Origin of the sequence: Microbacterium hydrocarbonoxydans (assembly GCF_900105205.1) — a bacterium.
GTDB classification, from domain to species: Bacteria; Actinomycetota; Actinomycetes; order Actinomycetales; family Microbacteriaceae; genus Microbacterium; species Microbacterium hydrocarbonoxydans.
In genome coordinates, this window is the sequence record NZ_FNSQ01000005.1 from 3,417,595 (window position 1) to 3,430,605 (window position 13,011).

Sequence of the window (13,011 nt, forward strand, 5' to 3'; positions counted from 1 at the left end):
TGCCGTCGGGGCCGTGCCGTCGGGGCCGTGCCGTCGCGGCCGTGCCGTCGGGGCCGTGCCGTCGGGGCCGACAAGCCGTACGGTCTGCACAGGGTGCCCCGGATCGCACAGCTTTCGACCACGAGCATGTGCGGTCCGGGACATAGTGTGCAGATCGGGACACCCGATCGGGACACCCGATCGGGACACCCGATCCAGACACCCGATCCAGACACCCGACCAGACACCTTGATCCAGACACCTGATCCAGACACCCGATCCAGACACGGGATCCAGACACGGGATCAGTGACCCACGCGGCGGGAGACGGATGCCGGCAACCGGGCTGCTCGTAGGCTGGGGCGATGACCGATACGCCGCACACCGACGTCTGGCCCCTCCGCACCGCTCGACTGCAGATCCGGCCGATGACCTCGTCAGACATCGACACGATGTGGCAGTGGCGACGGCTCCCCGACGTCAACCGCTGGCTCGGACTCGCCCCCGACACGATCGAGGCTTTCCGGGAGCGCTACCTCGACCCGGAGCGGCTCGCCGCGATGCACATCCTCGAACTGCTGCCGGACGACGGGACTGCGCCGGTGCCGATCGGCGACATCATGATCAAGCTCGGCGATGCGTGGGCGCAGCTCGAGGTGGCTGACGAGGCGAAGGGCGTCGAGGCCGAGCTCGGCTGGGTGCTGGACCCCGCGCACACCGGTCGCGGCTACGCGACGGAGGCGATCAGGGCGGTGATCGACGTGTGCTTCGGGCAGCTGGGCCTGCGCCGCGTGCACGCCGGATGCTTCGCGGACAACGAGCCGTCGTGGCGGCTGATGGAGCGACTCGGCATGCGCCGGGAGGAGTTCAGCCGCAAGACGGCGCTGCACCGCTCGGGCGAGTGGCTCGACGGGATGAGCTACGGCATCCTCGCGGAGGAGTGGCCGACACGCTGATCCGCCCCATCGTCGGCGCCTCGAAGAACGCCGACGACGGGGCGCGCGCTCAGTCCTGGTCCCAGGGCAGCTTCACCACCGGCAGGATGTAGATCCGCCCCATCACGGCGGTCGGATGCTTCGCCATGAAGCTCGCTGCCTCGTCGATCGACTCCGCGGTGACGATGTCATAGCCGGCGAACCACTCCTTGAACTCCGGGAACGGTCCGTCGGTGACGAGCACCTTCCCGTCCCGGACGGCCACCGACTTCGCCTCTTCGGCGCCGGCGACCGGGGCACCCTCGCCGAGGCTTCCGGCCGACCTCCCCTCGTCGGCCCAGTCCTCGAGCAGACGCTGGTCCTCGCCCTGGGGCATCGTGCCGCCGGTCGGGTCGGTCATGTGGATCACGAGGTACTTGCTGGTCATCTGCTCTCTCCGTTCGGTGTGCGCCCGGGCTCTCCGGGAGCGGATGGCGCCGCGATGTCGTCGCGACGCCGGGTCAGGTGGGCGATCTCGGCGGTGTTGTCCGCCAGGGCGATCGCCCGCTCGTACGCGGTACGCGCCTCGGTTGCGCTGCCGGCGGCGCGCAGCAGCTCCGCCCGCGTCACGTGGAAGCCGTGGAAGTCGTCGAGCGAGACGCGCAGGGACTCCACCAGCACGAGCGCCTCCTCGGGCGAGTCCCGCTCCGCGAGGGCGACCGCCTTGGCGAGGGTGACGGCCGGGCTCGGGTCGATGCGCTCCATCCGCTCGTACAGGTCGACGATCCGTGCCCAGTCGGTGTCGGCCACGAGCGCCGCCCCGACGTGCACGGCGTTGATCGCGGCGAGCAGCGCGTACCGTCCGCGCCCGGAGTCCGGCATCCGCTCGAGGAGGGTTGCGCCCTCGTCGATGAGCGCCCGATCCCACCTCGTCCGGTCCTGCTCGTCCAACCGCACGAGCTCGCCGTGGGCGGAGAGCCGGGCCGCGGCGCGCGACTGCGTGAGCAGCATCAGCGCCAGCAGACCGGTGACCTCGGCGTCGTCGGGCAGGAGCTCGCGCACCAGGCGCGTGAGTCGGATCGCCTCGGTGGTCAGTTCGTCGCGCAGCGGCGGCGTATCGGGACCCGAGGCGAAGTGGCCCTCGGTGAAGATGAGATAGAGCACCGCGAGCACGCCGTCGATCCGGGCGCGCAGATCCTCGGCGGCCGGCACCCGATACGGGATCCGGTCGTTCTTGATCTTCGCCTTCGCGCGGGTGATCCGCTGCCGGACGGCGGATTCCCTGATGAGGAAGGCGCGCGCGATCTCCTCGACCGTGAGACCGCCGACGATCCGCAGGGTCAGGGCGACGCGCGCCTCGAGGGACAGGGTCGGGTGGCAGCACGTGAACAGCAGCCGGAGGCGGTCATCCTCGATGGCTCCGGTCGGCTCGGCCGGCTCGGGATCGTGCAGCATCAGCGCCTCCCGGTGCTTGGCGTCGCGGAACGACTCGCGGCGGAGCCGATCGATCGCCTTGCGATAGGCGGTGGTGGTGATCCAGCCGGCCGGGTTCGGCGGCACGCCTTCCTCCGGCCAGCGCTCCGCTGCCGCGGCGAACGCGTCGGCGGTCATCTCCTCGGCGAGATCGAGGTCGCCGCACCGTCGCGTGAGGCCCGCCACGATCCGCGTCCACTCCTCCCGGTACACCTGCGTGACGCGTGCGTCGACGTCGAGGCTCACGAAGGCCTCTCCGTCGAGTCCCGTCTCCGCGGCATCCGTGATCTCCTCCGCCCGCTCCCGCAGGGTCTGCTCCGGCCCTGCCTCCAGGACGATCATCCCGGTTCCCCGTTCCCACGGGAAGCGATGCGGGCCCACAGGCGGCGAACGCGTGTCCTGAGGGGCGGCCGCCGGACGAGTCCCGGATGCGCGAGCGCCGCGCGCCGTCGCGCGACCTGCTCGTCGGCCTCCTCCGCCTCGAGCCGGTAGATCAGGTTCGCCACCATCGGATCGTTGTACACGTCATCCCCCTGCCGTCGTGGTCGAGGACGGCCGATCGGCCGCCCTTCACCTTCACCACGAACGGCAGGGGGCGGATGCGACAGCAGGGCGGAAAGATCTTCGCAGGAGCGCAATCGTGAGCATCCCGTATGCATCCCGCACGGTCCCGTAGGCAAAGCGTGAGGATCGATATTCTGCGCCCGGGGAGAGAGTTGTATCGAGTCTCGTGCTCGACATCTTCTACATCGCGCTGACTCTCGCGCTGTTCGCCCTGGTCTCCCTGATCGCTGCGGGGGTGGAGCGACGATGATCGTCTTCGAGATCATCGCCGCCGCCCTCGCCGTGGCCGCCGTCGTCTACCTGGTCGTGGCGCTCGTCGCCCCGGAGAAGTTCTGATGGGCGCCGGCACCGAACTGTGGTTCGGCATCCTGCAGGCCGCCGTCCTCATCGTCGCCCTCGTGCTGCTGTACCGCCCGATGGGCGACTACATGGCGCACGTCTTCCGCACGCCGCGTGACTTGAGAGTCGAGCGGGGCTGTACCGTCTGATCGGCGTCGACCCGGCATCCGAGCAGACCTGGCGAGCCTACGCTCGCAGCGTCCTCGCGTTCTCGGTGGTCGGCCTGCTGCTCGTCTATGGGCTGCAGCGACTGCAGGGCTTCCTGCCCGAGTCGCTCGGACTCCCCGCGGTTCCCGAGGGCCTGGCCTTCAACACCGCGGCGTCGTTCGTCGCCAACACCAACTGGCAGTCCTACTCACCCGAGCAGACCATGGGCTACACCGTCCAGCTCGCGGGACTCACCGTGCAGAACTTCGTCTCGGCCGCCGTCGGCCTGGCCGTGGCCGTCGCGCTGATCCGGGGTCTCGCCCGCCGCGGGTCGACCACGATCGGCAACTTCTGGGTCGACCTGATCCGCGGTCTCGGACGCATCCTGCTGACGATCGCCCTGATCGCCGCCATCGCGCTGATCGCGGGCGGTGTGGTGCAGAACTTCGCCGGCTTCACCGACGTGACCACTGTGTCCGGCGGCACACAGACCATCCCCGGCGGTCCCGTCGCCTCGCAGGAGGCCATCAAGCTGCTCGGCACGAACGGCGGCGGGTTCTTCAACGCCAACTCGGCGCATCCGTTCGAGAACCCGACCGGCTGGACCAACCTGCTGCAGATCCTGCTCATCCTCGTGATCCCGTTCTCGCTCCCTCGCACCTTCGGCCGCCTGATCGGCGATGACCGTCAGGGCTACGCGATCGCCGCGGTGATGGGAACGATCTTCCTGATCTCGACCTTCGCCCTGTCGGCCCTGGAGCTCGCGGGGCGTGGCTCCGCTCCGGAGCTCGCCGGCGCGGCGATGGAGGGCAAGGAGATGCGCTTCGGCATCCTGGGCTCCACCGTGTTCGGCAGCGCGAGCACCCTGACATCGACCGGTGCGGTGAACTCGATGCACGACTCGTACACGGCGCTCGGCGGCATGATGCCGATGCTCAACATGATGCTCGGCGAGGTCGCCCCCGGCGGTGTCGGCTCCGGCCTCTACGGCATGCTCGTGCTCGCGATCATCGCGGTGTTCGTCGGCGGGCTGCTCGTGGGTCGCACGCCCGAGTACCTCGGCAAGCGCATCGGCCCGAAGGAGATCACGCTCGCGAGCCTGTACATCCTCGTGACGCCGACGCTCGTGCTGATCGGCACGGCGCTGAGCTTCGCGATCCCCGGCATCCGGGCGGACGTCGAGGCCACCAGCATCCTCAATCCAGGGGTGCACGGCATGAGCGAGGTGCTCTACGCCTTCACCTCGGCGGCGAACAACAACGGCTCCGCTTTCGCCGGGCTGACCGCGAACACCCCTTGGTTCAACACCGCACTGGGCGTCGCGATGCTGCTCGGCCGGTTCCTCCCGATCGTGCTCGTCCTGGCTCTCGCCGGATCCTTCGCCGCGCAGCAGCGTGTGCCCGAGAACACCGGGACACTGCCCACGCACCGACCGCAGTTCGTCGGCCTCCTGGCCGCCGTCACGGTCATCATCACGGCACTCACCTACTTCCCCGTGCTCGCACTGGGACCCCTCGCTGAAGGACTCGTCTGACATGACCCTCACCACCACCCCCTCCGAACAGCAGGATGCCGCGGCATCCACGCCCTCCTCCACCGAACCGCCCCGCTCGTTCGGCTGGGCGCAGCTGACCCAGGCACTGCCCGGCGCCCTGCGCAAGCTCAACCCGGCGTCGCTCGTGCGCAACCCCGTGATGCTCCTCGTCTGGGTCGGCGCCGCGTTCACCACGGTGCTCGCGATCGCCGAGCCGTTCCTCGGCGGCCCGGCAGACTCCGGCGGCACACCCGTGCCCGCCCCCTTCACCTGGGGCATCGCGATCTGGCTGTGGCTGACGGTGCTGTTCGCGAACGTCGCCGAGTCGGTCGCCGAGGGGCGCGGCAAAGCTCAGGCCGCGAGCCTGCGCAAGACCCGCACCAGCACGATGGCCCGCCGCGTCGTCGGATACGACGCGGGTGCGGATGCCGCGGCCGACCGCACCGAGACGGTCGACGTCTCGTCGGCCGAGCTGCAGCGCGACGACATCGTGATCGTCACCGCGGGCGAGCTGATCCCGGGCGACGGCGACATCATCGCGGGCATCGCGACCGTCGACGAGTCGGCGATCACGGGCGAGAGCGCCCCGGTCATCCGCGAGTCCGGCGGCGACCGCAGCGCCGTCACCGGAGGCACCCGGGTGCTGTCGGACCGCATCGTGGTGCGCATCACCTCGAAGCCCGGCGAGACCTTCGTCGACAGGATGATCGCCCTCGTCGAGGGCGCCAGCCGCCAGCGCACACCCAACGAGATCGCGCTGAACATCCTGCTCGCGAGCCTGTCGATCGTGTTCGTCGTGGTCGTGCTCGCCCTCAACCCGATCGCCTCGTACGCGGCCTCGCCCGTCAGCATCCCGGTGCTCATCGCCCTGCTGGTCTGCCTGATCCCGACGACGATCGGCGCCCTGCTCTCGGCGATCGGCATCGCCGGGATGGACCGTCTCGTGCAGCGCAACGTGCTCGCGATGTCGGGCCGCGCGGTCGAGGCCGCAGGTGACGTCACGACCCTGCTGCTCGACAAGACCGGCACCATCACCTACGGCAACCGCCGCGCCCACGAGGTGCTGCCCCTCGCAGGGGTCGACCCCGACGAGCTGCTGCGCGTCGCCGCTCTGTCGTCGCTCGCCGACCCCACGCCCGAGGGCGCCTCGATCGTCGAGCTGGCGACCGTGCACGGCATCCGCGTCGAGGAACCGGCGGATGCGGTCATCGTGCCGTTCACCGCGCAGACCCGCATGTCGGGCCTCGACCTGCCGAGCGGCACGCAGATCCGGAAGGGCGCGGGGTCGGCGGTCAGCGCCTGGCTCGGGCTCGGAGCGGATGCCGAGCTCACGGGCCTGACCGACGGCGTCGCCTCGAGCGGCGGCACCCCGCTCGTGGTCGCCGTGAAGCGTGCGGCGGGAACCGGCGAGGTGCTCGGCGTCGTGCATCTCAAGGACATCGTCAAGGACGGCCTGCGCGAGCGGTTCGAGGAACTGCGCAGCATGGGCATCCGCACGGTCATGATCACGGGCGACAACCCGCTGACGGCCGCCGCGATCGCGAAGGAGGCCGGAGTCGACGACTTCCTCGCGGAGGCGACGCCCGAGCAGAAACTTGAGCTGATCAAGCGCGAGCAGGAGGGCGGCCGACTCGTCGCCATGACCGGCGACGGCACGAATGACGCTCCGGCGCTGGCTCAGGCCGACGTCGGCGTCGCGATGAACACCGGCACGTCGGCCGCGAAGGAGGCCGGCAACATGGTCGACCTCGACTCCGACCCGACCAAGCTCATCGACATCGTGCGCATCGGCAAGCAGCTCCTCATCACCCGCGGCGCCCTCACGACGTTCTCCCTCGCGAACGACATCGCCAAGTACTTCGCCATCATCCCGGCGATGTTCATGGGCGTCTTCCCCGGGCTCGCGGTGCTCAACATCATGCAGCTGCATTCGCCGGCATCCGCCGTGACCAGCGCGATCATCTTCAACGCCATCGTGATCGTCTTCCTCATCCCGCTCGCCCTGCGCGGCGTCAAGTACCGGCCGGCGAGCGCCTCGCAGATCCTGCAGCGCAACCTGCTCGTCTACGGCCTCGGCGGAGTGATCGCGCCGTTCATCGGCATCAAGCTGATCGATCTCCTCATCACCCTCATCCCCGGCTTCTGACCGGCATCCGTCCTCGTCCTTCTCGCATCGAAAGGCCTCCCATGTCCTCCTCCCGCACCGCCGTCCGCACGGCCGGCGTCGCCATCCGCGCGATGCTCGTGTTCACCCTCGTGCTCGGCGTCGGCTACACGCTCGTCGTCACCGGCATCGGCCAGCTGCTGCTGCCGTTCCAGGCGAACGGCTCGCCGCTGGGCGACGACAAGGGCAGCGCGCTGATCGGTCAGTCCTTCACGGATGCCGACGGCGAGGCGCTGCCCGAGTACTTCCAGTCGCGCCCGTCCGCCGCCGGCGAGGGCTACGACGGAGCCGCGTCCAGCGGCAGCAACCTGGGCCCGGAGAACCCCGACCTCGTCGCGTCGATCGGCGAGCGCCGGGCGGCCATCGCCGAGCGCGAGGGCGTGAGCACGGATGCCGTGCCGGCGGACGCCGTGACGGCATCCGCATCCGGCCTCGACCCGCACGTCAGCGTCGCGTACGCGCTGCTGCAGGTGCCGCGGGTGGCCGCCGAGCGCGACCTGCCCGAGCAGCAGGTGCGAGATTTGGTGGAGTCTAGGATTCAAGGGCGGGATCTGGGATTCCTCGGCACTGAGCGCATCAACGTCGCCGAACTCAATCTCGCGCTCGATGAGCAGGAGGGCTGATGACGGCAGAGCGGATGCCGCGGCGCGGCCGACTCCGCGTGCTGCTCGGCGCAGCCCCCGGCGTGGGCAAGACGTTCGAGATGCTCGTCGAGGGCCGCCGCCTTCTCGATGAGGGCCGCGACGTCGTGATCGCGATCGTCGAGACGCATGATCGCGCGGCGACCGCGGCGCAGACCATCGGCATCCCCGAGGTCCCCCGCCGCACCGATCTGCATCGAGGCGTGCCGCTGAGCGAGATGGATCTGGATGCCGTGCTCGCTCGCCGCCCCCAGATCGCGCTGGTCGACGAGCTGGCCCATACGAACACCCCCGGGTCCGCTCATCCGAAGCGCTGGCAGGACGTGCGCGCCCTGCTGGATGCGGGCATCGACGTCGTCACCACGGTGAACGTCCAGCACATCGAATCGCTCAACGCCGTGGTCGAGAAGATCACCGGCATCGCGCAGCAGGAGACGATCCCGGATGCCGTGGTGCGCGCGGCCGACGAGATCGAGGTCGTCGACCTCGCACCGCAGTCGCTGCGCGACCGCCTGTCCGCCGGTCTCGTCTACCCGGCCGAGCGGATCGACGCCGCGCTGTCGAACTACTTCCGCCTCGGCAACCTGACGGCGCTGCGCGAGCTCGCCCTTCTCTGGCTCGCCGACGAGGTCGACAGCGCCCTGCGCAGCTACCGCGCCGACCACGGCATCGAGGGCACCTGGCAGGCCCGCGAGCGCGTGGTCGTCGCCCTCACCGGCGGACCCGAGGGCGAGACGCTGCTGCGACGAGGCGCGCGGATCGCCGCACGATCGGCCGGCGGCGAGCTGCTGGCCGTGCACGTGGCCACTCAGGACGGCCTCCGCGACGAGACCCCTGGTGCGCTCGCCGCCCAGCGGTCCCTGGTCGAGTCGCTCGGCGGCAGCTTCCACCAGATCGTCGGCGACGACATCCCTGGCACGCTCGTTGAGTTCGCGCAGGGGGCGGATGCCACCCAGCTCGTCATCGGCGTCAGCCGGCGCGGCCGACTCGCGGCAGCACTGACCGGGCCGGGCATCGGCTCGGAAGTCATCCGCCGATCCGGCGACATCGACGTGCACATCGTGACGCACGCCGCCGCCGGAGGGAGGGTGGCGCTGCCCCGAATCACCGGCGGCGCCCTGGGGTGGCGACGGCAGGTGCTCGGCTTCGTCATCGCCCTGGTGTTCGGACCGCTGCTCTCGTGGCTGCTGTTCACCTTCCGCAGCCCCGAGTCGATCACCGCCGAGGTGCTCGCGTATCAGCTGCTCGTCGTGGTCGTCGCGCTCATCGGCGGGGTACGACCCGCCGTCTTCGCTGCGGTGCTCTCGGGCATCACCCTGGACTTCCTGTTCGTCGCGCCGCAGTTCACGATCACGATCGCACATCCGCTGCACGTGCTCGCGCTCGCCCTGTACGTCGTGATCGCGGTGCTCGTGAGTATCATCGTCGACCAGGCGGCCCGACGCGCGCGCACAGCTCAGCGCGCTGCGGCCGAGGCCGAGCTGCTCGCCGCCGTGGCCGGCAACGTCCTGCGCGGAGACAACGCCGTGCTCGCTCTCGTCAGCCGCACGCGCGAGGCGTTCGGGCTCACCGGCGTGCGGCTCCTCAGCGCCGACGGCGAGGTGCTGGCCAGCGACGGAGAACCCGTTCCCGACGGGCGGGCCACGTCGATCCCGGTCGGGGCCGGTGGCGCGGCCGGCGGGGCCGGCGGCTCGGCGCCCGCCGTGCTCGAACTGCACGGCGAACCCCTCGACACCCCCGCCCGGCGCCTGCTCGACGCGATCGTCGCGCAGCTGGCGGCGGCGATCGAGCACACCGACCTGCGTGCCACGGCGCGCGAGGTCGCCGCGCTCGCCGAGACCGACCAGGTGCGCAGCGCCCTGCTCTCCGCCGTCAGCCACGACCTGCGTCGCCCGCTCGCCTCGGCCGTCGCCGCGATCGGCGGTCTCCGAGGGGCGCACTCGCTGTCGGCATCCGATCGGGAGGAACTGCTCGCGACCGCCGACGAGAGCCTCGCCACGCTGTCGTCGCTCGTGACCGACCTGCTCGACGTCAGCCGGGTGCAGGCCGGAGTTCTCGCGGTCTCGACCATGCGCCTCGACATCGCAGGCCCCGTGCTCGCGGCGGTCGACGAGCTCGGCCTCGGCCCGTCGGATGTCGAGCTGGCGCTCGACGCCGAGCTGCCCGCCGTGTCGGCCGATCCGGTGCTGCTGCAGCGCGTGCTCGTGAACGTCATCGCGAATGCGCACCGACACGCGCCCGCCGACAGCAGGGTGATCGTGTCGACGAGCACGATCGGCGACCACGCCGAGATCCGCATCATCGACCGCGGTGCCGGCGTTCCCGCCGAGAAACGCGATCAGATCTTCCAGCCCTTCCAGCGGCTCGGCGACACCGACAACACGACGGGGCTGGGGCTCGGTCTCGCTCTGTCGCGCGGATTCGCCGAAGGCATGGGCGGTACCCTGACACCCGAGGACACCCCGGGCGGTGGACTCACCATGGTCATCTCCCTGCCCCTCGCGGGAGACCCCGATCTCACGCAGGAGGAGGCGGAGTGAAGCTCCTCATCGCCGACGACGACCCGCAGATGGTGCGCGCGCTGCGCATCACGCTCGCCGCCCACGGATACGAAGTCGTCGTCGCGCCCGACGGCGCCGCCGCTGTGGCCGCCGCCGCGCAGACGCATCCCGACCTGATCATGCTCGACCTCGGCATGCCGCGTCTCGACGGTATCGAGGTCATCCAGGCACTGCGCGGCTGGACCACAGTCCCGATCATCGTGGTCTCCGGCCGCACCGGGTCTGCCGACAAGGTCGAGGCACTGGATGCCGGAGCCGACGACTTCGTCACCAAGCCGTTCCAGGTCGACGAGCTGCTCGCGCGGCTGCGGGCGCTGTCTCGTCGGGCGGTGCCCGCTGGCGGGGAATCGACCGTCGGCTTCGGCGATGTGGTCGTCGACCTGGCGACGAAGACCGTCACGCGGGCGGGCGCCCGTGTGCACCTCACGCCGACGGAGTGGCGCATGCTCGAGCATCTCGCCCGGCATCCCGGCGCCCTGGTCACGCGGCAGGATCTGCTCAAGGAGATCTGGGGCAGCGAGCAGGTGTCGGACTCCGGGTATCTGCGACTGTACATGTCGCAACTGCGCAAGAAGCTCGAGGCCGAGCCCAGCGCCCCCGCGCATCTGCTGACCGAGTCGGGAATGGGCTACCGGCTGGTGCTCTGAGCCCGTGCGCTCGGCGCGCGAGGACAGGGGAACCGGCCGGTGCTCTGAGCCCGTGCGCCCGGCGCGCGAGGACAGGAGGCCCGGCTGGTGCTCTGAGCCCGTCCGCCCCGCGCGCGAGGACAGGGGAACCGGCTGAGATCAGGACTGATCTCGCCGGATGCTCCTGATCTCGGCCGGTCGTCCTGTTCTCGCGCTGGGGGTGCCACGGTCCACTCCGCCTGCGGGTATCCGGCGTGGCCGACCGGCGCCGTTCACAACTCAGCACGAAACCCGGGTCGGGGTCCGAAAAGGGCAGGTCTCGGGCGTCTGACTCGCATCCATGCTGAGTCGTGAACCTGAAGACGACGGGATCAGAGCGCGATGTCGGCCCGCGGCTTCCGCAGCAGTCCCCACCCGCCCGCGGCGACCAGCGCGACGGCCACCACGATCGCGGTGATTCCCGTGACGGTGCTCTCAGGTTCGCCCGTGAATCGGCCGACAGCCAGCCATCCGAGTCCCCAGGCCGTCGCGAGCGCCGGGGCGATGCGCTTGGTCACCAGGGCGCTGGCGACGCCGATCACGAGAACGACCACGAGCACGGCGACGGCCCAGATCTCGGCCTGCTCCGCCCAGTCAGCAGGAGCGATCTGTGTCAGCCAGGCGGCGGTGTTGGCCACCGCCGCGATGGTGACCCAGCCGAAGTGCAGACCGTTCGCGCCGTCCACGACGATCCGCTCGGGCCAGGTGCGGGCGCGGCTGCGTCCGAGGATCACGATCACGCGGGCGAGGGTTGCGAGCAGCAGGGCGATCACGAGGACCGTCATCGGGAGCGACCAGAACTGCGCGGTCACAAGCCAGAGGCCGTTGAGGATCATGGATGCCGCGGTCCACCCGCCGACCGCGCGCTGCCGTTCGTCGGCACGCTGTGCCGGCAGGGCCTGCCACACCGTGTAGGCGATCAGGCCGAGGTAGATCAGCGACCAGATCGAGAAGGCCGGCCCTGCCGGAGCGAGATAGGAACCCTGCGCCGACAGCGCTCCGTCCTGCAGCTCGCTGACCGACGTGCCGCCGAAGGCGCCGGAACCGACGGCGGCCGCGATCAGCATGAAAACGGCCGAGGCGATGATGATCGTCTGGCGTGCGATGTCCTGCGTCCGGGATTCCATGTTCCGCAACATACGCGCGCGAGCGCTGAAACGCACCAGCCTTGACAGGGCGGTGCCAAAAGACTAGCCAAGCTAGCAAAATCCCAGCCGTCGACGCTGAGGGCTGGCGCGACGCAGCTCCGCAACTCCGGAGATTCGCGTGCAGATCGGTGCCACGTGGGCTTTCTCCGTCACCTCGCGCCGATCTCCGGAGTTATGGAGACAACAGCAGTGCGGGCAGCAGGGACGGACGGAAGGTCGTCCCGTGGGGCTCAACGCAGAGCTGGCTTGCCGCGGGTCAGGCGGCGACGGCCGCGTCGATCAGCACCTCGGCCGCGTTGCGCGCCTGCACGGCGACCTGCGGATCGGCCGCGATCGCCGCCGTGCTCTGTGCGCCCTCGGCGAGGATCGACAGCTGCGCCGCAAGGGATGCGGGTGCGCCGGCGGCGACGACGAGGCTGGCCATGTACGCCTGGAACGACGCTTTGTGGTCGCGCACGATGGTCGCCACCTCGGGGTTCGTGCCCCCGAGCTCGCCGAACGCGTTGATGAAGGCGCAGCCGCGGAAGTCGTCGGTGCAGAACCAGTTCTCGAGGTATCCGTACACGGCGAGCAGGCGATCACGGGGGTCCGCTCCGGCATCCGCCACGGCCCCCGTCAGTCCCGACTCCCATTCCGCATGCTTGCGCGCGAGGACGGCGGTGACGATGTCGGTCTTCGACGGGAAGAGGGCATAGAGCCGACGCAGCGACACGCCGGCCGCCGCACGCAGCTCGTCCATACCGACCGCCGCGTATCCCTTGCGGTAGTAGAGGTCATCTGCTGCCGCAAGGATCTGTTCACGCACCGTTTCCTCGGTCATCCTCCCAGTGTACTTGACATGAGAACGAGCGTTCTCTACAGTGAAGACATTGAGCGAGAACG

The 13,011-nt window shown here is 70.1% G+C and carries 11 protein-coding genes and 1 pseudogene; 8 read left to right on the plus strand and 4 right to left on the minus strand.

Features of this window, described 5'->3' with window-relative positions:
- The first annotated feature begins 344 nt into the window (after nt 1-344).
- A complete protein-coding gene (locus BLW44_RS16650; RefSeq protein WP_060928285.1) occupies nt 345-935 on the plus strand; it encodes a GNAT family N-acetyltransferase in 591 nt (196 codons plus the stop codon).
- A gap of 49 nt (nt 936-984) precedes the next feature.
- Here the strand turns inward: BLW44_RS16650 and BLW44_RS16655 are convergent, their stop codons facing one another.
- Complete coding sequence (locus BLW44_RS16655) at nt 985-1,341, minus strand: YciI family protein (RefSeq protein ID WP_060928286.1); 357 nt, start codon at nt 1,339-1,341, stop codon at nt 985-987.
- Nucleotides 1,338-2,708: an RNA polymerase sigma factor gene (locus BLW44_RS16660; protein ID WP_082724632.1), complete on the minus strand. Its 1,371-nt coding sequence runs from the start codon at nt 2,706-2,708 to the stop codon at nt 1,338-1,340. Before BLW44_RS16660 ends, BLW44_RS16655 begins: the two co-directional genes overlap by 4 nt.
- An 86-nt stretch (nt 2,709-2,794) precedes the next feature.
- Between BLW44_RS16660 and BLW44_RS17825 the strand changes: the two genes are divergently transcribed.
- The 7 genes and pseudogenes from BLW44_RS17825 to BLW44_RS16690 all read left to right on the plus strand — a co-directional run bounded on the left by BLW44_RS17825 (nt 2,795) and on the right by BLW44_RS16690 (nt 10,963).
- Nucleotides 2,795-3,010 carry a hypothetical protein gene (locus BLW44_RS17825; RefSeq protein ID WP_139305303.1) on the plus strand — a complete coding sequence of 72 codons (216 nt, stop codon included), beginning with the start codon at nt 2,795-2,797 and terminating at the stop codon, nt 3,008-3,010.
- Nucleotides 3,011-3,176: 166 nt separating this feature from the next.
- Nucleotides 3,177-3,266, plus strand: a complete 90-nt coding sequence (locus tag BLW44_RS16665; protein ID WP_056276367.1) for a potassium-transporting ATPase subunit F — start codon at nt 3,177-3,179, stop codon at nt 3,264-3,266.
- Nucleotides 3,266-4,950: pseudogene (kdpA, locus tag BLW44_RS16670) on the plus strand (potassium-transporting ATPase subunit KdpA). The gene BLW44_RS16665 and the pseudogene kdpA overlap by 1 nt, the downstream one beginning before the upstream one ends.
- 1 nt (nt 4,951) lies before the next feature.
- Nucleotides 4,952-7,096, plus strand: coding sequence for a potassium-transporting ATPase subunit KdpB (gene kdpB, locus BLW44_RS16675; protein WP_060928288.1), 2,145 nt, complete (start codon nt 4,952-4,954; stop codon nt 7,094-7,096).
- Nucleotides 7,097-7,137: 41 nt separating this feature from the next.
- On the plus strand, nt 7,138-7,737 hold the full coding sequence (gene kdpC / locus BLW44_RS16680) for a potassium-transporting ATPase subunit KdpC (RefSeq protein WP_060928289.1): 600 nt from the start codon (nt 7,138-7,140) through the stop codon (nt 7,735-7,737).
- Between the two features lie 14 nt (nt 7,738-7,751).
- Nucleotides 7,752-10,295 (plus strand): ATP-binding protein, encoded by a 2,544-nt coding sequence (locus BLW44_RS16685; RefSeq protein ID WP_074732128.1) that lies wholly within the window; start codon nt 7,752-7,754, stop codon nt 10,293-10,295.
- Nucleotides 10,292-10,963, plus strand: coding sequence for a response regulator (locus tag BLW44_RS16690; RefSeq protein WP_060928666.1), 672 nt, complete (start codon nt 10,292-10,294; stop codon nt 10,961-10,963). Before BLW44_RS16685 ends, BLW44_RS16690 begins: the two co-directional genes overlap by 4 nt.
- 350 nt (nt 10,964-11,313) lie before the next feature.
- Here the strand turns inward: BLW44_RS16690 and BLW44_RS16695 are convergent, their stop codons facing one another.
- Nucleotides 11,314-12,108, minus strand: coding sequence for a tryptophan-rich sensory protein (locus BLW44_RS16695; protein ID WP_060928665.1), 795 nt, complete (start codon nt 12,106-12,108; stop codon nt 11,314-11,316).
- 277 nt (nt 12,109-12,385) lie between these two features.
- The gene (locus BLW44_RS16700) at nt 12,386-12,949 is read right to left on the minus strand and encodes a TetR/AcrR family transcriptional regulator (RefSeq protein WP_060928664.1); all 564 of its coding nucleotides are present in this window, start codon (nt 12,947-12,949) and stop codon (nt 12,386-12,388) included.
- Nucleotides 12,950-13,011 lie beyond the last annotated feature (62 nt).

Coding starts and splice junctions, on each gene's coding strand:
- BLW44_RS16650 (WP_060928285.1), top strand. CDS start 345: ATGACCGATACGCCGCACACCGACGTCTGGCCCCTCCGCACCGCTCGA.
- BLW44_RS16655 (WP_060928286.1), bottom strand. CDS start 1,341: ATGACCAGCAAGTACCTCGTGATCCACATGACCGACCCGACCGGCGGC.
- BLW44_RS16660 (WP_082724632.1), bottom strand. CDS start 2,708: ATGATCGTCCTGGAGGCAGGGCCGGAGCAGACCCTGCGGGAGCGGGCG.
- BLW44_RS17825 (WP_139305303.1), top strand. CDS start 2,795: ATGCGCGAGCGCCGCGCGCCGTCGCGCGACCTGCTCGTCGGCCTCCTC.
- BLW44_RS16665 (WP_056276367.1), top strand. CDS start 3,177: ATGATCGTCTTCGAGATCATCGCCGCCGCCCTCGCCGTGGCCGCCGTC.
- kdpB (WP_060928288.1), top strand. CDS start 4,952: ATGACCCTCACCACCACCCCCTCCGAACAGCAGGATGCCGCGGCATCC.
- kdpC (WP_060928289.1), top strand. CDS start 7,138: ATGTCCTCCTCCCGCACCGCCGTCCGCACGGCCGGCGTCGCCATCCGC.
- BLW44_RS16685 (WP_074732128.1), top strand. CDS start 7,752: ATGCCGCGGCGCGGCCGACTCCGCGTGCTGCTCGGCGCAGCCCCCGGC.
- BLW44_RS16695 (WP_060928665.1), bottom strand. CDS start 12,108: ATGGAATCCCGGACGCAGGACATCGCACGCCAGACGATCATCATCGCC.
- BLW44_RS16700 (WP_060928664.1), bottom strand. CDS start 12,949: ATGACCGAGGAAACGGTGCGTGAACAGATCCTTGCGGCAGCAGATGAC.